Consider the following 21,654-nt stretch of genomic DNA (forward strand, 5'->3'; position numbering starts at 1 on the left):
TTCATATCGCGAACCTTGCTGCGGCTGGACGCGATGGCGTCACCGTCCTATCACCTAGCTTAGACAGAGCGAGGCGAGAACCGTGACCCAGTCAGGCAAGAACGATCTTAAGGATTTGACCAGCGACGCGGCGCGCAGCCGATTTCTGGCATTGCAGGACGAGCTGCGCGCGGCGGATCTTGCCTATCATCAGGCGGATGATCCAGAGATCAGCGACGCCGACTATGATGCCAAGAAACGTGAATATCGCGCACTTGCCGAGCAATTTCCGGAACTGGCAGACGGCGCAACCGCGCTGGAGACGGTTGGTGCGCCGGTGGCCTCCGGCTTTGGCAAGATCACCCATGCGCAGCGGATGATGTCACTGGGCAACGCGTTTGACGATGAGGATGTGCGCGATTTCGACAAAGGGTTGCGCAAATACTTAGGCCTCGGCGCCTCGGATCCACTTGCTTATACGGCGGAGCCGAAAATCGACGGGTTGTCGCTGTCGCTGCGCTATGAGAACGGCAAACTGATCCATGCCGCCACCCGCGGGGATGGCGCAGTGGGGGAAAATGTTACCGAAAACGCCCGCACAATTGCCGATATCCCGCAAGAGATCGGTGCCGCGCCGGCGGTGCTGGAGGTGCGCGGCGAAGTCTATATGAGCCACGAGGATTTCGCGGCACTGAACGATCGCCACGCTGCGCAGGGGGGCAAGACATTTGCCAATCCGCGCAATGCGGCGGCGGGATCGTTGCGCCAGCTGAATGCGGAGATCACCCGGTCGCGGCCCCTTCGGTTCTTTGCCTACAGCTGGGGGGAGCTGTCGGAACCTTTGGCAGAAACGCAGTTTGAGGCGCTCGCGCGGTTACGGGAGATGGGCTTTCAGACCAACCCGCTGACCAAACACTGCACCACAACGCACGCGCTGATCGCGCAATATCGCCTGATTGAGGCACAGCGCGCGACGCTGGGTTATGATATTGACGGTGTGGTCTACAAGGTGGATGCGCTGGCGTTGCAGGCGCGTCTCGGCTTTCGCTCAACCACGCCGCGATGGGCCATCGCGCATAAATTCCCGGCGGAACTGGCGTGGACGCGACTGGACGGCATCGACATTCAGGTGGGACGGACCGGCGCGCTTAGCCCGGTGGCCCGATTGCAGCCGGTCACCGTGGGTGGCGTTGTGGTCTCTAATGCGACCCTGCACAATGAGGACTATATCGCCGGGTTGGATTCGAAGGGCGACGAGATCCGTAACGGCAAGGATATCCGGATCGGCGATTGGGTGCAGGTCTATCGCGCAGGCGATGTGATCCCCAAGATTGCCGATGTGGACCTCTCCAAACGCCCCGAGGAGGCGGTGCCTTTTGCCTTCCCTGCGGTGTGCCCTGAATGCGGAAGTGATGCGGTCCGCGAGGAGGGAGACGCGGTGCGCCGATGCACTGGTGGTCTGATCTGCCCGGCGCAAGCGGTTGAAAAGCTGAAGCATTTCGTCTCCCGCAAGGCGTTTGATATCGACGGGCTGGGGGCGAAGCAGATCGAAGCCTTCTACGGTGACGAGGTGCTGGCGATCAAAACGCCTGCCGATATCTTTACCCTTCAGGCGCGGGATGCAAAGACGCTCGCCAAGTTGAAAAACCGCGATGGCTGGGGTGAGACCTCGGCCGCGAATCTCTTTGCCGCGATTGAGGAAAAGCGCAGGATCGAGCTGGCACGGCTGATCTTTGGCCTTGGGATCCGTCATGTGGGCGAGGTCGGCGCGCGCGATCTGGCACTGCATTATGGTGACTGGGACGCGATGGCTGCGGCGGTGGATATAGCGCGTCCAGCCGCCCTGGCGCAGCGGGCGGCGGATGAGGCGGAGGACCGTGAACGGATCGCGGCCGCGCAGGAGGGCCGCCGCGCCCGGATCAAGGAAGCACGCGACCGCGCCATCGCCGCGCTGAACGTGCCGTCCGAGGCTCGCGCGGCATGGGACGACCTGACAGGAATTGACGGAATTGGCGCCACGCTTGGGCTGTCGCTGTCCGATGCCTTTGCCAATACGGAAGAGCGGGCGGCTTTTGATGCGCTGCGCGGCCATCTGGACATCATTCCGCCAGAGGCGCCCCAGAATGACAGTCCCGTCACCGGGCTGACAGTGGTGTTCACCGGCACATTGGAGAAGATGACCCGCGCAGAGGCCAAGGCCCGCGCTGAAGGTCTGGGTGCCAAAGTGGCGGGCTCGGTATCAAAGAAAACCGATATTCTGGTCGCAGGCCCCGGTGCCGGGTCCAAGGAGCAGAAAGCCCGCGATTTGGGGGTGCGAATCCTGGATGAGGACGGCTGGCTGGAGCTGATTGCAGGCGTATGAGCGGCAGACCAGAGATCCTGTTTCCGCTGTTTGCCGGCTTGGAAACGCTACAGGGGATCGGCCCGAAGACGGCGCAACATTTCGCGCAGATCGATATAGAGACGCCGCGTGACCTGTTGTATTCGCTGCCTTATTCGATTGTGGATCGCCGCCGTCGCGACAGTATTCGCGGGCTTGATTACCCGACGGTTGCCACGGTGGAGGTCACCATCGGTGCCCATCGGCCTGCGCGCAACAAGGGCGGCGCCTACCGCATCCATGTGAGCGATGCGGAGGAAGAGTTCCAGCTGGTGTTTTTCCATGGGCGCAGCCGCTATCTGGAGGCGCAGCTGCCGGAGGGCGCGCGCCGGGTGGTGTCGGGCAAGCTGGAGCTGTTTGATGGGATGGCACAGATGGTGCATCCCGATCACATGGTGCCGGTGGCAGAGGCGGGTGATATCCCGGAGTTTGAGCCAGTCTATCATCTGACCCATGGGGTCTCGCAAAAGACGATGTTCAAGGCAGCGCAAAGCGCGCTGTCTCGGCTGCCGGATCTTCAGGAATGGGCGGATCCCTCGCAGATCCGACAGGAGGAGTGGCCGACCTGGCAGGAGGCGCTGATTGCCGCCCATACGCCGGATGGTATGGATGCGCTGGCGGCAGAATCGCCGGGGCGGACACGGCTGGCCTATGATGAGCTGTTTGCCCATCAGTTGACGTTGGCGCTGGCGCGGCTGCGGGATCGTGGACTGCCTGGGCGCAGCAGTCTGGCCAATGGCAGTTTGCAATCGCGGGTGCTGGCGGCCTTACCGTATCGTCCGACCAGCGCGCAGGCCCGCGCCATTGATGAAATCACCGCCGACATGGCGCGGGATGCGCGCATGAACCGCCTGCTGCAGGGCGATGTCGGCGCCGGGAAAACTCTGGTTGCTTTCATGGCCTTGCTTGTCGCAGTTGAAGCGGGCGGGCAGGGCGTGATGATGGCGCCAACCGAGATTTTGGCCCGTCAGCATCTGGAGGCGCTGCGCCCGCTTGCGGAAACTGCTGGCGTGGTGCTGGAGATTCTGACCGGCCGTGACAAAGGCCGGGAACGGGCTGCGAAATGCGCGGCGCTGGCGCGGGGGGATATCCAGATTCTGGTGGGCACCCATGCGGTGTTTCAGGCGGATGTGGCGTTCCGGGATCTGCGTCTGGCGATTGTCGATGAACAGCACCGGTTTGGTGTGCGCCAGCGCATGGAACTGGCGGAAAAGGGCAAGGGTGCCGATGTTCTGGTGATGACCGCAACGCCGATCCCGCGGTCGTTGGCGCTGACGCAGTACGGCGACATGGATGTGTCGGTGCTGGATGAAAAACCACCCGGGCGCAAGCCGGTGAAAACCGCCGTCATCAGCACGGAGCGCATGCAGGAGGTGGTCAGCCACCTGCGCCGGGCCATCGACGAAGGGCGGCAATGCTATTGGGTCTGCCCTCTGGTCGAAGAATCCGAAGTGATGGACCTCACTGCCGCCGAAGAGCGGTTCAAGCAACTGCGCGCCGTGTTGGGGGACGATGTGGTTGGGCTGGTCCACGGGCAGATGCCACCCGCAGAGAAAGACGCGGCGATGGCGGCGTTTCAAGCCGGGGAGACCAAGGTACTGGTGGCGACCACGGTGATTGAGGTGGGCGTCAACGTGCCCAATGCCTCGATCATGGTGATTGAGCGGGCAGAGATCTTTGGCCTGGCGCAGCTGCACCAGCTGCGTGGACGTGTCGGGCGAGGGGAGGCGGCCTCGACCTGCCTTCTGCTGTACCAAGCGCCGCTCAGCAAGGGCGGACAGAAACGTCTGGAGATCCTGCGCGAAACCGAGGATGGCTTTCGCATTGCCGAGACCGATCTGGAGATGCGGGGTGCGGGGGATGTCATCGGCACCGCGCAATCGGGTTTGCCGCGATTCCGTATCGCCGATCTGGATCGGCAGGCTGGCCTGATGGCAGTGGCGCAAAGTGATGCACGGGCCTTGCTGGCCTCTGATCCTGATCTGTCCAGCCCACGAGGGCAGGCGGCGCGGGTTCTTCTGTGGCTGATGAAGCAGGACCAAGCAATTCGTTTGATTTCTGTGGGTTAATCTCGTCTCAGCGTCGAGGGAGTACAGAAAACGCGGCATCCGTTGTCGGCGTTTCTGTCGCTGTTCCTGTTCCATGTTCTTTCGTGTTCGCAAATGTTCTCATAAAGTTCTTTACAGGTTCTGCTGAATATGAGAACAAATAGGCAACAAGACGCCAGAGAGCGATAGCAAGACAGACAGGAGGACGTACCATGATGACCCAAATCAAGACGACTGTTCAGAATGCCCAATCGACACTGCTGCAGGACGCCATCGGCGCGGCAGCGCTGGTTGTGATGCTGGTGGCGGGTTTGCACCTGCCCGGCCTGCTGTGATGCGACCGACCGGCCAGCTGTGAGGTTTTAGATTTCCTGATCGCACTCTTTATGCCGGACGGGGCCGCCTGTCCCAAGCCTGCCCGGTTTGCCTGCCGGTCTGGCCGACCTGCCTCAGGTCAACAGGTCCCGTTCGGGTCCCGCATGAGAGAGCATACTGCCGCCGCCACCCGTTCGGGTGTGCGGCGGTTTTTTCGTGTGGTTCGTGGAATATGGATCCGACGACAGCTACGCGCGGATGTCAGGGCCGTCGGCGCTACGCCGCGTTTGCACTTGCAGGCCAGTGGTCAGGCTTGAGCGCAGACCGCTTAGGCGCAGGTCTGTTCCTGATGGGTCTGCATCGCCTCAAAGGTGGCATCCAGCGCCAGCAGGATCGAGGCGTGGCGGTTCTTGAACTCCCGCGCCGGGATCAGCACCTCAAACCCGTCAAAAGGTGCATCCGGGACTGGCCCGTCCTCGGTCAGCATCGCCTTCAGCTGCTGGCGGGCCTGCGCGACCTCAGGCAGGGTGCGGCCAAGGATGACCTCACCCACAACTGCGGCGGAGGCCTGACCCAGCGCGCAGGCTTTCACATCCTGTCCAAAGGCGGCGATGGCGCCCTCCTTGATCTGAAGATCCACCGTCACGGTCGAGCCACAGAGGGGGGAGCGTTTTTTCACCGTCACATCCGGGGCGTCGAGCCGGTCCAGATGCGGAATATCGGCGGCCAGCGCCAGGATCCGTGCGGAGTAGAGTTTTATCAGATCAGTCTCGCCGGACATGGGGTACCTCGGGCTTTCCCTTATGCGCTGTTCCCAATACATAGGGGGCCAGTTCCCAGATGCAAAAGGTTTTTGCCATGTCGTTTGATCCTCTTAGCCTAAAGTATAATGAGGCCGGTCTGATCCCCTGCATTGCACAGGAGGAAGACAGCGGCGAGGTCCTGATGATGGCCTGGATGAATGCTGATGCGGTGATGAAAACGCTGGAGAGCCGCCGGGTCACCTATTGGTCACGATCCCGTCAGGCGTTCTGGATCAAAGGGGAAAGCTCCGGCCATGTGCAGGAGCTGGTTGATCTGCGGGTGGATTGCGACCGCGATTGCCTGTTGGCGGTGGTGCGTCAGACCGGGGCGGCCTGCCACACCAACCGGCGCAGCTGTTTCTACACCGCCATTCGCGATGGCGAAGAGGTGGAGTTGATGCAGCCAATGGTCTAAGGCGTGCTGCCCGCTGGAGACGGCCCTGAGGGGCCGCGCCTCCGGTGGGGATATTTTTAGCCAGACGATGGGGCTGGGCTGGCCTCAATGAGGCCAACCAGGGCGCGTATATCCTGCGGGGTTGCGCCTTCGGCACGGTATTTGGCAATGGCGCGGGCATCGTCGCGTTTGGCGAGCCGTTTGCCGCTGTCATCGCGGATCAGAGTATGATGGTGGTAGAGTGGCGTGGGCAAGCCGAGCAGCGCTTGCAGCAGCACGTGGATCTGCGTTGCCTCAAACAGATCAGCGCCGCGCACCACATGGGTGATATGCTGGTCTGCATCATCTACCACCACCGAGAGGTGATAGGCGCTGCCCATGCCGCGGCGCACAAGGATAATGTCCCCGACGGTTGTGATCAGTCGCTCAGGATCAAGCGGATATTGGCCGCCATATGTCTCACCGGTCTCCGTGAAGAACCGCAGCCGGGCAGCGCGCACGGCGCTTTCCATATTGAGGCGGATCACATCCTCGGCGCCAGCGTCCGCCATCGCGCGGTTCCGGCAGGTGCCGGGGTAGATGCGTCCGTCGGGGCCAAATTGCGGCACACCTTCCTGGGGTGCACCTGCGGCGGCCTCAATATCGCGGCGATTGCAGCGGCAGGGATAGGTGAGCCCCATGGTGCTGAGCTGATCAAGCGCGGCCCGGTAACGGGGCAGCCGCTGTGATTGCCGCATCACCGGCTGCGGCCAGCCCATCCCCAGCCAGGCCAGATCTTCGTAGATCTGCTGTTCCCAGTGTGGGCGAGACCGGGCCGTATCGATATCTTCGATCCGAAGTAGAAAGACGCCGTCATTCGCGGCGGCCATGTCCTGTGCCAGAAGGGCGGAATAGGCGTGGCCAAGATGCAGCGGACCGGTTGGCGAGGGCGCAAAGCGGGTGGTGAATGTCAAGATTTCTCAATTACGTAGACGGTGGACTTAAGGTCGATACCGGGGAGGTGATCGCCATGCTCCCGAGATAGCAGCCGCGCAGCGGAACAGTCCAGCCATTCATTGAGCTTGCCCGTGTAGGCGGGATCCGCCAGCGCGTGATCGTTGTAGGAGAACACAAACAACCCGCCCCGTGGCAATGCGTGCATAATCATATCAAATACCGCTGGTGGGGCGGCCCCGGTTCCCAATACGCCGCAACCGGTGATCAGGAGATAGGCGCCTTTGGTGATTGGTTGGGTGTCGGTCACTTCTATCTGCGTCAGGTGCCGATAGGCGCCTTTGGCACGCGCCTGTTCCAACATTTCGCCAGAGGGTTCCATACCGTCGATGGTCTGAAATCCCGCGCGTCGCAGCGCCAGGCCGGAAAGTCCGGTGCCACAGCCAAAATCCAGAACCGGTTCGGATATACTGGGATGAACGCTTGCCAATGCCTCTGCAATGCGACCGGGGGTGGCATAGCCGTTTTCGGCGATCTCGGCGTCATAGGAGGCGGCCCATCGGTCGTAGTGGGTCAGGGTCGCTTCCGGTGTTTCAAGGTCATAGGCTTTGTCGAGAAACTTTTTGCTCATGCGGGCAGTTTAGGCGCTGCCCGCATGAGGCGTCTAGGAAAAGTTTGCCAGCCATTCCTGCCAAGCGGCCTTTGCCCGGTCGGTGTAGGCCTTGTAGCGGTCTTTGCGGCCGCGGCGGCCCCCTTTTAGCCCCTCCACCGGGCGGAACAGTCCGAAGTTGACATTCATCGGCTGGAAGGTCTTCGCCTCGGCGCCGCCGGTGATGTGGTGGATCAGGGCACCCATGGCGCTGTCCTGCGGCACTTCGGGTAGGGTTTTGCCCAGAATTTCCGCTGCAGCCATCCGGCCCGCAAGCAGACCCATCGCGGCACTTTCGACATAGCCCTCAACCCCGGTGATCTGCCCGGCAAAGCGCAAATGGGGTTTCGATTTCAGCCGCATCTGATTGTCCAGAAGCGTGGGCGAGTTGAGGAAAGTGTTGCGGTGAATGCCGCCGAGCCGGGCAAAGCTGGCGTTCTCCAGCCCCGGGATCATCCGCAGAACCTCCGTCTGGGCGCCGTATTTCATCTTGGTCTGGAAACCGACGATGTTGAACAGGGTCCCCAGCGCATTGTCGCGACGCAGCTGGACCACCGCATGAGCCTTGATCTCTGGCTGATGCGGATTGGTCAGGCCGACGGGCTTCATCGGGCCGTGGCGCAGGGTTTCACGGCCACGTTCAGCCATCACCTCGATCGGCAGGCAGCCGTCAAAATAACCGGCGGTCTCGCCGTCGTGGAACTCGGTCTTGTCGGCGGCCAGAAGCGCGTCGATGAAGGCCTCATACTGGTCCTTGTCCATCGGGCAGTTGAGATAGGCGGTGCGCTCTTCTTCGGTCTCGCCTTTGTCATAGCGCGACTGCATCCAGGCCTTCGACATGTCGATGCTGTCGGCGTAGATGATCGGCGCAATGGCATCGAAGAAGGCCAGCGCCTCGGCGCCGGTTTCCTGCTGAATGGCCTGTCCCAGGCTGGCGGAGGTCAGCGGGCCGGTGGCAAAGATCCAGTCGCCGTCCGTGGGCAGCTCAGTGATTTCCTCGTAGGAAACGGAGACATTCGGCAGCGCTTTCAGCCGGGCCGTCACGGTTTCGGCAAAGGGTTCACGGTCCACGGCCAATGCGCCCCCTGCGGGCAGGCGATGCTGCTCGGCGGTGGACATGATCAGACCGTTTGCCGCGCGCATTTCCCAATGCAGCAGGCCGACGGCGTTCTGCTCATCATCATCCGAACGGAAGGAGTTGGAGCAGACCATCTCACCCAGATTGCCGGTTTGATGGGCAAAGGTCTCCACCTTGGGGCGCATTTCATGCAGCACCACGTCTACGCCCATATGTGCGGCCTGCCATGCGGCCTCTGAGCCGGCCATGCCGCCGCCCACGATATGCAATGTTTTTGTCATGCCCGCCACATAGGGCAGCTGGGGCCGTCACGCAATATTGCGCGGTGCGGCTTGTGCTGATCGGTGCGAAAAACTGGCGTTTTGGGGTCTTTGCTAGCCCAACGCCATCAGTGGCAATGTCGATTGGTCTAAGCGGGAGGGGTATTGGGGTCGCTGGGGAACTGTCTGGCCGGGGGAGAGACCCGGTGGAGGGACGGTCCGCATCAGCGACCCTAATTGTGCCGGGGTTTGTGACCGTGTCTCACAAGCCCTGCCCAATCTTTGCCATGATCTTGCCTTGTTTGAAAGACCCGACATGGAAACAATAAATCGCCAATCGTAAACAAAGACTAAAATTTTCGACGTCTTTTAGATTTTTTAAGCGGATCAGCGATTTTTCCAGTTCGGGTCGCGCTTTTCCAGAAAGGCATCAATGCCTTCGATGGTGTCGCCCAGCATCAGGTTTTCAACCATGACCGCGCCGGTATGGGCATAGGCCTCGGCGGTGGGCAGTTGGAGCTGGTCATAAAACGCGCGTTTGCCGATCTTGACGGCGGCGCCGAGCTTGTCGGCAACGGTTCGGGCCAGAGCCTGCGTGACCTCTGCCAGATCTTCAGGCACGGCGATACGGTTGATCAGGCCCAACTCCTCTGCGCGCGCGGCGCTGATGAATTCGCCCGTGGTCAGCATCTCAAACGCGTGTTTTCGCGAGATATTTCGGGTGAGCGCCACCATAGGCGTGGAGCAGAACAGGCCGATATTGACGCCATTGACACCGAACCGCGTGCCCTCCGCAGCGACAGCCATATCGCAGGAGGCAACCAGCTGGCAGCCCGCTGCGGTGGCGATGCCGTGCACCTGCGCGATTACCGGCTGGGGGATCTGTTGCAGGCCCAGCATGACCTTGGTGCAGCGGTCAAAGAGGTCCGCAAAATAGGCCTGCCCGCCATCTTCTGCCTGACGTCCCGCGGTCATTTCACGCAGATCATGGCCTGCACAGAAGGCTTTGCCTCGTCCGGCCAGGATCACCACGCGGGTTTCACTGTCGTGACGCAGGCGGTCGATTTCTGTCTGCAAGGCCGCCAGCATCGCATCAGAGAGCGCATTCAGCCGCTCCGGCGCGTTCAGATGAAGCGTGGCGATGCCGTTGCTGTCGTGACGTTCCAAAATTGTCATCTTGTGTCCCTCCCCGGATTGAGGCCAACGTTAGACCATGTTGCGCAGAGGGGGGAACCGGTATTGCGCCGCAGCCCCATGCGACATCCACTCGCAGGGAACCGGGACTATGAGGGAGAGAGCACATAATGGGATTGGCGTTTGATGCCGCAGGGCTGGGGGCGTATCTGCAGGAGGTATTTGCAGAGGTGGCCAATGATTTTGTCATCGACAGATTGGATGAGGACGGCATCACCATGCGGCTTCTGGTGGATGAACGCCACCTGCGCCCCGGCGGGACGATCTCTGGCCCGTCGATGTTCGGGCTGGCCGATGTCACGGTTTATGCGCTGGTTCTGTCGCGACTGGGGCGCAAGGCGCTGGCGGTGACCACCAACGCCTCCTTCGATTTCATGCGCAAGCCGGTCGGCGGCACGCCTTTGGTGGCCGAGGGCAAGCTGTTGAAACTGGGTCGCCAGCTTGCGGTGGGCGATGTGCTCTTGTTTTCGGAAGGGGATCCGCGACCGGTTGCGCGCTCCACCATGACCTATGCGATCCCGCCAGAACGATAGGCACTTGGGCGCTAGACGTCAGATAGCCGTGGCCAGCGGCTGGCCGACTTTCGCCAGTGTCTCACGGCCCTTGGCACTGTTGGCGACCAGATCGTCGCTGAACTGCACGCGGCCCGGTTCGAACACCACCACGACAGTGGAGCCGCCAAATTTGAAGTAGCCTTTTTCGTCCATCTTCTCGACAGCGCCAGAGGTGCGAGTGTTGATGATGGAGCCGACGCCAAAGGCGCCCACCTCAACAAAGGCGTAGCTGCCAATGGTGTCTGTGTCGATCAGGGTCCAGCTGCGTTTGTTCTCGCCAAAGACATCCGGCCCGGCTCCCAGTGCAATCGGATTCACCGAATGGAGCGCGCCGGGCAGATCCTTTGCGGCGCTGATCTGACCGGAGGCGGGGAAGTGATAGCGGTGATAATCCGCAGGACACAGCCGCACGATGGCCAGCGCGCCACCGATGAAGCGATCCGCGATGCCGGGCAGCATGGTGCGAATGGACATCGGATACCCCTTCACGGGGACAAAGACATCCTCGGCCAGTTCAGGAAACACCAGCACGCGGCCGTCTGCGGGGCTGGCAATCACGCTGGGGGAAGGATCAAAAGGCCGCGCCTCAGGCCTCAGGTTTCGGGCGAAGAAGTCGTTGAAAGTTGCATAGCTTTCAGTTGGTTCCGTAGCTTCGCTCATGTCTATGGATAGATCCTCGATCACGGCGCTGATCTTGCCTCTGGAGAACCGCGAGTCGAACCACGCGCCCATCAACCGACTGATCAGGGCGGAGCGGAACAGCAGTTTTTCCACCGGTTTTGCGCTGGCGTTCTGATAGGCCCAGCGGATCCATTTTTCCCCAAGCATCACCTCCTCAAAGGTTTCGCCGGTGTCGCGGTCAACAACTAGGATCGGGTCGCGCTGCATGGGGGCCTGCCAGATTTTGTTTCGCTCCCGTCGCGCCTAGCAAGAAGCGCGGCCCGGGCCAAGGGTTTAACGACCCTCGCTACCGGGCCGTGTCCTTCAATCGATCTTATCCTGTAACCAGTGGATTTGCGTCTTTGCAGCGGCAATCGCGGCTTCGGCATCTGTAAACACCTGTTCGCCGTAGTGGCCAATGCTGTACCAACCACGTCCATCCTCGGGATCGCGGCGGAACTCGTCGAAGCCATAACTCCCGTCAGGTCGCTGAAAAATATCGGTGCAGATCAACTCGCCGTCCAAGTTGATCGATTTGATAACCTTGTTGATATGAGCCATATGTCTCTCCCTGCAGAGCAGCGTCAGCTGCGCAGAGCGCGGGCTGCAAGCGCAAAGTCAGCGCAAAAGAAAAAGGGGGCCGAAGCCCCCAAATGCCTGTCCCGTTAGGGGAACAGTTTTCTGACGTAGTTCGGCAAGGCAAAGGCGGCCTTGTGAACCTCGGGGTTGTAGTACCCGGTCTCGATCCCAGCCGCGGCGAAGCGCGCTTCCAGATCATCAAGCCGCACATTGCGGGCCTTGTCCGAATGGCTGCCCCAGCCAAAGGCCATCGGTCCGCCAGCATAAGTGGGCACGGTCGCCAGATAGCAGGAGGCATCGGCAAACAGCGCCTTGAACGCGCGCAGGGTGCCGGTCAGCTCATCGCCCTGCATGAAGGGCACGCCGTTCTGCGTGACGATGATGCCATCCTCAGACAGCGACCGGGCCGCGTGGCCATAGAAGGTGTCGGTGAACAGCACTTCACCGGGGCCAATCGGATCGGTGGAATCGACGATGATGACGTCGAACTGTTCGGTGTTCTCTTTCATGAAGAGCGCACCGTCATTGATCACCAGATTGAGCCGCGGGTCGTCAAAGGCGCCGTCGCTCAGCATCGGCAGATACTCTTTCGAGAAATCCACCACGCCTGCATCAATCTCCACCATGGTCACATGCTCGACCGAGGTGTGGCGCAGCGCCTCGCGGGCCATGCCGCCGTCGCCGCCGCCGATGATCAACACGCGCTTTGCATTTCCATGCGCCAGGATCGGCACATGGGTCAGCATCTCATGGTAGATGAAGTTGTCGCCTTCGGTGGTCTGCACCACGTCGTCCAGCGTCAGGATGCGGCCGAACTGGCCGTTCTGAAACACCTTTAGGCGCTGATGCTCGGTGTTGCTGTCATAGAGCATCTCATCAACGCGCAGCGATTGCGCGTAATGCGCGTGCAGGCGTTCGGTGATCCAGGTCTGATCGCTCATGCTGCCACCTCCTTCGAAGGAATGCCCTTGGCGAGGAATTCCTCACCGCGCAGCAGTTCACGCACCTCAACGGTGGGCGTGTCAAAGGCCTCTTTCAGCACATCAACCGCTTTCCATGGTTCGGCATCGCCACACATGAAGACGTCAAAGGCGCCATAGCCGATCTCGGGCCAAGTATGGACGGAGATATGGCTCTCGGCCAGCACCGCGACACCGGACACGCCCTGCGGCGAGAATTTATGCGTGTGGATATGCAGCAGCGTGGCGCCGCAGACGTCCACGCATTTACGGAATGCGTTCTGAATGCGGGTTTCGCAATCCAGACCGCTGCCGTTCATGACCTCGATAATAAGATGGGTTCCGGCAAACACCTTTCCATCCCGACGGATGAAATGGTCTTCGCGATCCGAATCCACAAGTGAGTTTACGATCGCAGTGGTTGCACTGCGGGCGGTATCTTCCTCTTGGGCGCCTGTCTCCAGACCGATCCCCAGTTGGAAGAGGTTGGCGTCCGTCATGACACTCCCCTTCGTTCCAGTAGATGACAATCCAGCCGGCCCTTAGCGCCCCCCCGGATAAGAGTCCGGGGTTGGGATCGGTACCGAAAGTGAAGCGGCATCTATGGTGGGTGCGGGATTCGATCAAGAGGTTTTTTCTAAAATGGATGCGGTCTGCCCATAAAAAAGGCCGGGGCAAGCCCCGGCCGTCAGGTGGTTCCGTTGCCCGGGGATCATGGGCGCCAGAACGGAAGAGTCCCTTGATGGCGTGCCTCTTCACGGGTCAGCCCAACATCTTTGAGCAGTTCCGGAGGCAATTGGCGCAATGCCTGGCGGGTGCGTTGGCGCACTGTCCATTTGGTGACCAGAACCGCAAAGGAGACTGCAACCTCCGCCAGCACCGGCAGGGCGGGGCGGCTGGAGAGATAGAGCATATCCGTCGAAGGGGGAGTTGCGTTCTGTGTCATGGCATTTTCCTATTGTATTGATACAATCCTGTGTTAATATCACAATGCTTGGGTACAATTTGTGGGGCATCATGTCCAAGGAAGGATTGTAATGGGTACAATTTGGCCGAATGAGTTGCCAACTGATCTTTCTGGCCGATCCGGTCCCAAATATCAGCGGGTCGCCGATACAATCCGAAACGCGGTTGAGGATGGCACCCTTTGTATCGGTACAAAGTTGCCGCCGGTGCGGGAGCTTGCTTACCAGCTGAAGATCACCCCGGGCACTGTGGCGCGGGCCTATTCTCTGCTGACGGATGCGGGGCTACTGCAGGCTGAGGTGGGGCGCGGCACCTTTGTGGCGGAACCGGAAACCAAGGTTCAGGACGATGTCTGGTCGCGGCAGCTCTACCTGAAGGAAGTCAAAGATCCGGGTCATGTCAGCCTGTTTAGCCCCCGGTTGGTGGATGTGGGGCAGGTGGCGGCGATCCGGGAGGCGCTGGTCAAGATTTCGCAAGGGGACCCGTTACAGCTCCTGAATTACCCAACGAGAGATGCCTACCGCCCCCTGCGTGAGGCTGTGGTCGACTGGCTGTCGCAGGATCCGCTGGGCCCGCTGGATGAGCGTGACGTGGTGCTGACCCATGGTGGACAGAACGGCATCCTGACGGTGATGCAGGCTATTCTGAAGGGGCCGCAACCGACCGTGCTGGTGGAAGATCTCTCCTATGCTGGGTTCCGGCGCGCGGCGGAACTGGTGCGCGCGCGGGTTGTCGGCGTTGCGATGGATGAGCATGGCATTCTGCCCGACTCTCTGGAGCTTGCGATCCGCAAAACCGGCGCCATGGTGCTCTGCACCAGTCCCGAGGTGCATAATCCAACCGGGCTTTATACGCCGCTGGAACGCCGCCAGCAGATCCTTGAAGTGCTGCGCCGCCATGAGGTGCAGATCATTGAGGATGACTGTTATCGCATGGGCGAAGCCCGCGCGCCAAGCTATCGCGCGCTGGCGCCGGATCTCTCTTGGCATGTTTCGTCGATTTCCAAAACTCTGACACCGTCGCTGCGGGTTGGGTTTGCGCTGGCCCCCAAGGGGCGTGGCCGGGATCTGCGACGGATGGCGGAATACAGCTACTTCGGAATTGCGCAGCCGGTTGCTGAGCTGACGCGTATTCTGCTGTCTGATCCGCGCACCAGAAAGCTGGTCGCCGATGTGCGTCGCGAAATGGACAATTACATACGGATCGCGGTCAACACTCTGGGTGGGTTTGATCTGATCTGGTCGCAGAGCGTGCCGTTTCTGTGGCTAAAACTGCCCTCGGGCTGGCGCGCCGCCGCCTTTACCCGCGCGGCGGAGGCCGAGGGCGTTCAGATCCGGTCGGCCGATGAGTTTGCCCTGCGCGATGGCCGCGCCCCTAATGCGGTGCGGATCGCGGTGAACGGCCATGTCACGCCGAAGCAGTTCGAAGACGCCATGTTGCGCCTGCGCGCCCTCTTGGACAACCCGCCAGAGCAAATCAGCGTGTGATGTTGACCAGTTCAGGGAGGGCTGTCCGGCGAAGGAGAAAGGGGCCTGAACAGTCAGGCCCCTTTATATATTATAGGATGATCGACCGGGTCGGTTATTCGACCAGGATCGACACGCCCGAGGCATGGTTGCCGATGAACGACCAGTTGTCGCGACCAGCAGCGATGCCTGCGGTAATGGCAGCAGCCAGAAGACCTGCAGCCGAGGCGCCGCCCACCACCGTGCCGTTCAGCTCAGGCTTGAGCATGGTCCGGCCGGACTGTTCGCCTGCGTTGCATTGCACATAAGCCGGTGTCGGACGACGTTTGAGCACCGGAACGTTGACTTTTGCCGGGGTGATGAATGTTGCCTTGAATTCGGTGCTTTCGACTGTGCACCTGGCGCCAACAACCTCGCGCATATTGGCGCTGCTGGGTTGACCGCCCGTCGCCTTCATCTTCTCCTTGTCCAGCACGACATGGGTGCGGAAGGTCAGTTCTTTGTAGCCCTGAATGCGCGGCGCTGTCGCACTTTGATTCTTGAGCGCCACCGTTACCGGGGGAGCGGTAACTTCGGCGTTTTGCATGCAGGCACCAAGGGCCAGCGGCAGGGCGCCAGCCAGAGCAAGTTTTCGAAACATGTTAGTGACATCCTATAATTCGTCTTTCCGATGCAGCTTTAACGTGTGGGGTAACGGCTGAAAAGGCGTGTTAGCCTGCTCCGCGTCGGCAGTTGCGGTTTTTGATCGGTGCAGCAGCGCGTCGGTCGGTGTCAAAATTTGGGGTATTATTATACCTATTTTTTAAGTGTATGTTTTTGAACAATTAAATCTGATTTACGGGTGTTGACCTGCGCATTGGGCTGCCGTAAACCCCGTCCATCGAATTCGGGCGTGCCGCTTTGGTGTGCCCTTCACGTCAAACAGGATTGACCTGATATGAAAACCTTCTCTGCTACTCCGGCAGACATCGAGAAGAAGTGGATCATCATCGACGCCGAAGGCGTGGTGCTGGGCCGTCTTGCCTCGATCGTCGCCATGCGCCTGCGTGGTAAGCACAAGCCGTCCTTCACTCCTCACATGGATATGGGCGACAACGTCATCGTGATCAACGCTGACAAAATCCAGATGACCGGCAAGAAGCGCGAAGAGCACTTCTACTGGCACACCGGTCACCCCGGTGGCATCAAATCCCGCACCAAACAGCAAATTCTGGAAGGCGCGCACCCTGAGCGCGTGGTCTACCAGGCTGTGAAGCGCATGCTGCCCGGCAACCGCCTGTCGCGCCAGCAGATGACCAACCTGCGCATCTATGCAAGTGCCGAGCACCCGCATGAAGCCCAGTCCCCCGAGGTTCTGGATGTTAAATCCATGAACAAGAAAAACACCCGGAGCTGAGACCGATGGCTGATCAGATCAACACTCTCGAAGAGCTCGGCGCCGTTGCAGGCGTAGAAACCGTAGCCGAAGAAACCATTTCGCGCGAACCCGTTCGTGACGAGCTGGGCCGCGCCTATGCCACCGGCAAGCGGAAAGATGCGGTTGCCCGCGTCTGGATCAAGCCGGGTTCCGGCAAGGTCTCCGTCAACGGTAAAGAGCTGAACGCATATTTTGCACGCCCTGTGCTGCAGATGATCCTGCGCCAGCCGTTCCAAGTTGCCGGTGTCGAAGGCGAATTCGACGTCTACGCAACCGTCAAGGGCGGTGGCCTCTCCGGTCAGGCCGGCGCGGTCAAGCACGGCATCTCCAAGGCGCTGCAACTCTACAACCCGTCCCTGCGTGGCGCGTTGAAAGCTGCTGGCTTCCTGACCCGCGACAGCCGTGTCGTTGAGCGTAAGAAATTCGGTCGTCGCAAAGCGCGTCGTTCGTTCCAGTTCTCCAAGCGTTAATCGCTGGATCACATGGATTGGAAAAGGCCGCAGAGAAATCTGCGGCCTTTTTCGTTGTCTGGACTGTTTAGAGGCTACGTCAGTCGGGGCAGATGCCACCGGCCGTCAGTCTCAGCTATCCGGTTCAATCAGACCTAGCCCGCGCAGATAGATGCCAATGCCGCTTTCCAGCAGATCCTCAGGCGGGAAGGGTGAGGCGGCACCGGGTGAGTTGCGCGCATAAAGCTCAACCACCCCATGGCTCATCGCCAAGATATGAGCGGAGAACATCGAGGCGGGCGGGCGTTTTTCGGCCGGGATGTGCTGGCTCAGATCCGCTGCGGCCCGCTCCAGAATGGCACGCGCGCGGTTGGCGGCCTCGGCCAGCTCCGGGGTGCGGTTCACGGAAATGCCGCTTTCAAACATGGCGATGTAATGGCCTGGATGTTTGCGCGCAAAGGCGAGATAGGCCCGGCCTGTGGCCTCAAACGCGGCCAGGGCAGAGGGCTGATATTTGTCATAGGCGTGCTGCATCAGATCGGCAAACATGACGTAGCCCTGTCGGCCTGCCTCGGCAATCAGATCCTCTCGCCCGTCGAAATGACGGTAGACCGCAGCCGGGGTGACGCCTGCCTTCTTGGCCGCCTCTGATAGCGTAAACCCGGTTGGACCCTTCGCCTCGATCAGGTGCAATGCGGCTTCGACCAGCGCCTGACGCAGGTTGCCGTGGTGATATCCGCGTTTAGGCATCCCAAAGTTCCGGTCCGCCACAGATCGTACCATCCAGATCACCAAGCGCCTTGGCGTCCTTGTTGGCATAATCAACCGCATGCAGCACCCGGCGGATGGCGGCCAGCCGCGCGCGGCGTTTGTCATCCGAGCGGACGATGGTCCAGGGCGCGTGGTCCGAATGGCTGCGCGTCAGCGTGTCTGCAATCGCGGTGGAGTATTCCTGCCAGAGGCTCAGCCCCTTTACGTCAATCGGGCTCAACTTCCATTGTTTCAAAGGATCGGTTTCGCGCGACAGGAACCGGCGCAGCTGTTCCGCGCGCCCGACGTTGAGCCAGATCTTGAAGACCTGAATGCCATCCTCAACCAGTGCCTCCTCAAACCCGTTGACCTGATCAAAGAACCGTTCGCGTTGGCCGTCGGTGCAAAAGCCAAAGACCGGCTCCACCACGCCTCGATTGTACCAGCTGCGATCAAAGAAAACGATTTCACCGGCCGCAGGCAGATGGGTGATATAGCGCTGGAAATACCACTGCGTCTGTTCGCGTTCGCTGGGTTTCGACAGGGCCACGATGCGGGCACCGCGTGGGTTCAGGTTTTCCCGGAACCTCTTGATGGTGCCGCCTTTGCCAGCCGCATCGCGGCCTTCGAAAATGATGGCAATCCGTGCACCGGTTGCGCGCACCCAGGACTGCATTTTTACCAGTTCGATCTGCAGGCGCTTCATCTCTTTGTCATAGCGCTTGCGGCTCATCCGTGTGTCATAGGGAAAGCCGGGATCCAGAACATCGTCCTTGTCCGAGCTTTTGAGGGCGGCGCGGATCTCGTCCGGGGCTTCGGTCTGGTAAAACGCGCTGATGGCACCGTCAAAGGGCAGGGGCATTCGAAAATTCCTTCTGTCTTCTGTCCCTTATATGGGGCTTTGCAGAGAAATGTGAATCGTTTTAACGCAAATTCTCTGTCGGTGCGGCCCGCGCTGCTGCCCGGTCTACCGCTGCCACAACCGCATTGGTGGCGACCTGATGCGGCATATGGCCGATCCCGTCCAGCACCGTGAGAGTGAGCGTGGGCACATCGCGTTCCAGCTGGCGCGCGTGCAGATCCAGCCCGACGGTGGTATCCGCGCTGCCATGGACCGCCTCAATGGGCAGGCGAAGGGCATTGTATCGGGGCGCCATCAATTTGATTTCGGCCAGAAGGTCAGCGCGCTGGCGCGCATTGGCCCGCAAGGCAGAGCGGCGCAGGGTCAGGCCGGGGCCGAAATGCTCAAAATACCCCGCCGGAACGGGTTGCGGGGCGAAGACCTCAGTCAGCGTGTCGCGAATGGTGGTCTCCGGCACATAGGCGGTCAGCAGGGGGACCGCCAGCCGCTGACCCAAGGGTGAGGAGGTGACCTTGTAGAAGGTGCTGAGCGGCGTCGGCCAGGGGTGCGAGACCGCACCCACGGTGACCAGCGCAGAGAGACTGTCGGGATCATCTAGCGCCCAAGCCAGCGCAACCCCGCCGCCATAGCTTTGCCCCAAGACGATGGGACGCTCTGCCCCCAGGTCAGCCACCGCACCACGGATCAGGGCGGCTTGCCTGCTCAGGGAGGCTTGCGCGCCGCGGGTGCGGTCACTGTAGCCCAATCCGGGCCGGTCGACGATGATCACCCGGTAGCGGTCGCTGAGGGCTGGTGCGAGGCGGAAGGTCATATCGCGGATATGGCCGCTGGCGCCGTGGATCAACACCAGATCCGGCGCGCGTTCGCCTGCTGGCAGGGCGGCAGGCTGTCCCAGATCCAGCAGGTGCACCTGCTGCCCCTCGACGGTCACAAATGTGCCCTGCGGTGGGTAAGCCGACATCGCTTCCGCCTCGCGCGCATTCGCGCGCCACAGCGTCACGCCAACGCCAAGCGCCAGAACCAGCCCGGCGGTCACCATGCCCTTAACGACCAATCTCAGCCATGTCGAAGGGGGTGGATTGGTAGATATCATTGATCCAGTTGCCATAAAGAAGATGCGCATGGCTGCGCCATCTGTTTTGCGGTTTGCGGCTGGGATCATCATCCGGGTAGTAGTTCATCGGCACGTTGATAGGCGTCCCGCTGGCCACGTCGCGGTCGTATTCCTGCTTCAGCGTATCACTGTCGTATTCAAAGTGGTTGAAGATATAGAGCGCCCGGTGGCTCGGATCCTCAATCAGGCAGGGACCCGCATCCTGACTGCCCAGAAGGCTGCGCAGGCCGGGGCGCGCGTCAATTTCGGACTGGCGGATTTCGGTCCAGCGCGACACCGGAATGACGCAATCATCCGAAAACCCCCGCAGATAGGGCGAGGCAGGATCAAGGTTTTGATGCCGGAAACAGCCAAAGACCTTGTGATCGAGGAGGTGTTTTTTCACCCCGTGAAAGTAGTTGATCATCGCCATGCCGCCCCAGCAGACACCAAAGGTGGAATGCACATTGGTCTGGGTCCAGTCAAAGACCTCGCACAGCTCGTCCCAATAGGTGACGTCCTCGAACTCCAGATGCTCAATCGGCGCGCCAGTGATGATCAACCCGTCAAAGCGCTGGTCCTTGATCTCCTGAAAGGGACGGTAGAATTCGGCCATATGTTCAGCGGCAGTGTTGCGGGTCTGATGCTCTGTCATGCGGATCAGCGACAGGTCGATCTGCAAGGGCGTCGCGCCGATCAGCCGGGCGAACTGGTTCTCGGTCTGGATCTTCTTCGGCATCAGGTTCAACAGGCCGATGCGCAGCGGGCGAATGTCCTGACGGGCCGCCTGATCCGGCGACATGACCATCACGCCTTCGTTCGTGAGAACGTCATAGGCAGGGAGGTCTGAAGGGATCTTGATCGGCATATCGTGTCCTTTGGTATGTTTGCCCCGCCCATAGCGGTCGGGATCGTTCTGATCCGGAGATGATCTCCGGCGAGGGGCCTGTCTCTGGCCCCTCGTGATGTAGAAGGCCTAGCCGCGCGCCTCAAGAGCGCCCGCGATCACGTCTGTGAAATCAGCCTCGGTGCGGATGCCTGATATCTGATCGGCTGTCACCGTGACGCCCCAGTTCTCAGCCATAGCGGCATAGCGCGGCTGGCGATGGGCCAGCGCCTGCGCATAGGTCCAGCGAATGAAACTATCAGGATCCACATCGGCCTCTGATAGGGTGTTTTCCTTTAGATACTCTTGCCAGACGCGGGCAAGGAAGGCCGGTTCATAAGCCATGGGTTTCGGCGCGCGGTCGAACCGGCGGATCAGCTCTTGGGTATGGGCTTCGTCGCCCTTGATCCAGACCATCAGCGTCTGCCGCGACAGCGCCGTCAGCAGCGGGTCGTTGGGGTCGCTTGCGTCGACCCATTCGCAGATGCTGCCGCCAGTGTCGCAGATGAAGTTCGGATAATCATAAAGCCGCGCAGCCCGGTCGATGAAATAGCCGGTATCACGCAGCGCGTTCAGCTCAGCCGTGCGGAACTGGTCCTGACGGCGTGTGTATTCCTGCATTGCCAGCCCGCCCTTGGCCGGATCACCGGGTTTGCCCAGGTAGGACGCGACCGGTGTCAGGTTTTCAAAGCTGATGTTGGAGCCGATGTAGATCGAGTCCGACAACAGCAGATCGCGCAGGAACGGCACTTTCATCGCCTCGGCCTTGGCATTGTCGGCGATATATTCGCCCATGTAGCGGGTGCCGATGCGGTAATCGATGGAATAGTGAAACCAGCTGCCCGCACCGCGCAGGATATTGCTGACATAGGTCTTGCCCAGACCGGACATGCCAAAGAACAAAACCCGCTTATGCGGCGCCTTACGCCACTCTTCGGCAGACGAATAGAGCATTTGAAATCCGGTCCCTGTTGGTTCCT

24 protein-coding genes are annotated in these 21,654 nt (G+C 60.6%); 8 read left to right on the forward strand and 16 right to left on the reverse strand.

The features are described 5' to 3' along the window. Positions 1-82: 82 nt before the first annotated feature. The 3 genes from ligA (at position 83) to OO25_RS23325 (ending at position 4,742) form a co-directional block, all read left to right on the forward strand. Entirely contained in the window at positions 83-2,341 is a 2,259-nt protein-coding gene (ligA, locus tag OO25_RS02865) for an NAD-dependent DNA ligase LigA (protein ID WP_040178376.1), read from the forward strand. After that, entirely contained in the window at positions 2,338-4,428 is a 2,091-nt protein-coding gene (gene recG, locus OO25_RS02870; RefSeq protein ID WP_040178379.1) for an ATP-dependent DNA helicase RecG, read from the forward strand. The genes ligA and recG overlap by 4 nt, the downstream gene beginning before the upstream one ends. Positions 4,429-4,619: 191 nt before the next feature. Further along, positions 4,620-4,742: a hypothetical protein gene (locus tag OO25_RS23325; RefSeq protein ID WP_024097384.1), complete on the forward strand. Its 123-nt coding sequence runs from the start codon at positions 4,620-4,622 to the stop codon at positions 4,740-4,742. 308 nt (positions 4,743-5,050) lie between these two features. On the opposite strand, the gene OO25_RS02875 is transcribed toward OO25_RS23325, so the two are convergent. Continuing rightward, entirely contained in the window at positions 5,051-5,503 is a 453-nt protein-coding gene (locus OO25_RS02875; RefSeq protein WP_040178380.1) for an iron-sulfur cluster assembly scaffold protein, read from the reverse strand. A gap of 59 nt (positions 5,504-5,562) precedes the next feature. On the opposite strand from OO25_RS02875, the gene hisI reads away from it, so the two are divergent. Further along, positions 5,563-5,940 (forward strand): phosphoribosyl-AMP cyclohydrolase, encoded by a 378-nt coding sequence (hisI, locus tag OO25_RS02880; RefSeq protein ID WP_040168941.1) that lies wholly within the window; start codon positions 5,563-5,565, stop codon positions 5,938-5,940. 56 nt (positions 5,941-5,996) lie between these two features. On the opposite strand, the gene gluQRS is transcribed toward hisI, so the two are convergent. From gluQRS to OO25_RS02900, 4 genes are all read right to left on the reverse strand, one after another. Beyond that, positions 5,997-6,872, reverse strand: coding sequence for a tRNA glutamyl-Q(34) synthetase GluQRS (gene gluQRS, locus OO25_RS02885; RefSeq protein ID WP_040178382.1), 876 nt, complete (start codon positions 6,870-6,872; stop codon positions 5,997-5,999). After that, the gene (locus OO25_RS02890) at positions 6,869-7,483 is read right to left on the reverse strand and encodes a class I SAM-dependent methyltransferase (protein ID WP_040178384.1); all 615 of its coding nucleotides are present in this window, start codon (positions 7,481-7,483) and stop codon (positions 6,869-6,871) included. Before OO25_RS02890 ends, gluQRS begins: the two co-directional genes overlap by 4 nt. A gap of 33 nt (positions 7,484-7,516) precedes the next feature. Further along, positions 7,517-8,860: a methylenetetrahydrofolate--tRNA-(uracil(54)-C(5))-methyltransferase (FADH(2)-oxidizing) TrmFO gene (trmFO, locus tag OO25_RS02895; protein WP_040178386.1), complete on the reverse strand. Its 1,344-nt coding sequence runs from the start codon at positions 8,858-8,860 to the stop codon at positions 7,517-7,519. A 366-nt stretch (positions 8,861-9,226) separates the two neighbouring features. After that, on the reverse strand, positions 9,227-10,015 hold the full coding sequence (locus tag OO25_RS02900; RefSeq protein ID WP_040178387.1) for an enoyl-CoA hydratase: 789 nt from the start codon (positions 10,013-10,015) through the stop codon (positions 9,227-9,229). A gap of 128 nt (positions 10,016-10,143) precedes the next feature. Here OO25_RS02900 and OO25_RS02905 point away from each other — a divergent pair, with 128 nt between their 5' ends. Continuing rightward, positions 10,144-10,566, forward strand: coding sequence for a PaaI family thioesterase (locus OO25_RS02905; protein ID WP_040168952.1), 423 nt, complete (start codon positions 10,144-10,146; stop codon positions 10,564-10,566). A gap of 18 nt (positions 10,567-10,584) precedes the next feature. Here the strand turns inward: OO25_RS02905 and asd are convergent, their stop codons facing one another. The 5 genes from asd to OO25_RS02930 all read right to left on the reverse strand — a co-directional run bounded on the left by asd (position 10,585) and on the right by OO25_RS02930 (position 13,731). Then, positions 10,585-11,475 (reverse strand): archaetidylserine decarboxylase, encoded by an 891-nt coding sequence (asd, locus tag OO25_RS02910; RefSeq protein WP_040178388.1) that lies wholly within the window; start codon positions 11,473-11,475, stop codon positions 10,585-10,587. Positions 11,476-11,571: 96 nt separating this feature from the next. Next, complete coding sequence (locus OO25_RS02915; RefSeq protein ID WP_040168956.1) at positions 11,572-11,808, reverse strand: hypothetical protein; 237 nt, start codon at positions 11,806-11,808, stop codon at positions 11,572-11,574. A 104-nt stretch (positions 11,809-11,912) separates the two neighbouring features. Continuing rightward, entirely contained in the window at positions 11,913-12,767 is an 855-nt protein-coding gene (speE, locus tag OO25_RS02920; protein ID WP_040178389.1) for a polyamine aminopropyltransferase, read from the reverse strand. Beyond that, positions 12,764-13,285, reverse strand: coding sequence for an adenosylmethionine decarboxylase (gene speD, locus OO25_RS02925; RefSeq protein ID WP_040178390.1), 522 nt, complete (start codon positions 13,283-13,285; stop codon positions 12,764-12,766). Before speD ends, speE begins: the two co-directional genes overlap by 4 nt. A gap of 212 nt (positions 13,286-13,497) precedes the next feature. Continuing rightward, on the reverse strand, positions 13,498-13,731 hold the full coding sequence (locus OO25_RS02930) for a DUF1127 domain-containing protein (protein ID WP_040178391.1): 234 nt from the start codon (positions 13,729-13,731) through the stop codon (positions 13,498-13,500). Positions 13,732-13,822: 91 nt separating this feature from the next. Between OO25_RS02930 and OO25_RS02935 the strand changes: the two genes are divergently transcribed. Next, positions 13,823-15,238 (forward strand): PLP-dependent aminotransferase family protein, encoded by a 1,416-nt coding sequence (locus OO25_RS02935; protein ID WP_040178393.1) that lies wholly within the window; start codon positions 13,823-13,825, stop codon positions 15,236-15,238. A 94-nt stretch (positions 15,239-15,332) separates the two neighbouring features. Here the strand turns inward: OO25_RS02935 and OO25_RS02940 are convergent, their stop codons facing one another. Further along, complete coding sequence (locus tag OO25_RS02940; protein ID WP_040178394.1) at positions 15,333-15,857, reverse strand: hypothetical protein; 525 nt, start codon at positions 15,855-15,857, stop codon at positions 15,333-15,335. A 297-nt stretch (positions 15,858-16,154) separates the two neighbouring features. Here OO25_RS02940 and rplM point away from each other — a divergent pair, with 297 nt between their 5' ends. Both rplM and rpsI read left to right on the forward strand, forming a co-directional pair. Continuing rightward, on the forward strand, positions 16,155-16,613 hold the full coding sequence (gene rplM / locus OO25_RS02945) for a 50S ribosomal protein L13 (RefSeq protein WP_014874569.1): 459 nt from the start codon (positions 16,155-16,157) through the stop codon (positions 16,611-16,613). Positions 16,614-16,618: 5 nt separating this feature from the next. After that, a complete protein-coding gene (gene rpsI / locus OO25_RS02950; RefSeq protein WP_040168968.1) occupies positions 16,619-17,104 on the forward strand; it encodes a 30S ribosomal protein S9 in 486 nt (161 codons plus the stop codon). Positions 17,105-17,215: 111 nt separating this feature from the next. Here the strand turns inward: rpsI and OO25_RS02955 are convergent, their stop codons facing one another. The 5 genes from OO25_RS02955 to OO25_RS02975 form a co-directional block, all read right to left on the reverse strand. Further along, positions 17,216-17,833 carry a TetR/AcrR family transcriptional regulator gene (locus OO25_RS02955; protein WP_040168970.1) on the reverse strand — a complete coding sequence of 206 codons (618 nt, stop codon included), beginning with the start codon at positions 17,831-17,833 and terminating at the stop codon, positions 17,216-17,218. Beyond that, positions 17,826-18,695 carry a polyphosphate kinase 2 gene (ppk2, locus tag OO25_RS02960; protein WP_040168973.1) on the reverse strand — a complete coding sequence of 290 codons (870 nt, stop codon included), beginning with the start codon at positions 18,693-18,695 and terminating at the stop codon, positions 17,826-17,828. The genes OO25_RS02955 and ppk2 overlap by 8 nt, the downstream gene beginning before the upstream one ends. A gap of 61 nt (positions 18,696-18,756) precedes the next feature. Next, positions 18,757-19,788, reverse strand: a complete 1,032-nt coding sequence (locus OO25_RS02965) for an alpha/beta fold hydrolase (protein ID WP_242406970.1) — start codon at positions 19,786-19,788, stop codon at positions 18,757-18,759. After that, positions 19,739-20,656 (reverse strand): homoserine O-succinyltransferase, encoded by a 918-nt coding sequence (gene metA, locus OO25_RS02970; protein ID WP_014874573.1) that lies wholly within the window; start codon positions 20,654-20,656, stop codon positions 19,739-19,741. Before metA ends, OO25_RS02965 begins: the two co-directional genes overlap by 50 nt. 108 nt (positions 20,657-20,764) lie before the next feature. Continuing rightward, positions 20,765-21,628 (reverse strand): hypothetical protein, encoded by an 864-nt coding sequence (locus OO25_RS02975; protein WP_040178398.1) that lies wholly within the window; start codon positions 21,626-21,628, stop codon positions 20,765-20,767. Positions 21,629-21,654: the final 26 nt, after the last annotated feature.

The sequence above is a fragment of the Phaeobacter sp. S60 genome (genome assembly GCF_000826845.1).
Taxonomy (GTDB): domain Bacteria; phylum Pseudomonadota; class Alphaproteobacteria; order Rhodobacterales; family Rhodobacteraceae; genus Phaeobacter; species Phaeobacter piscinae.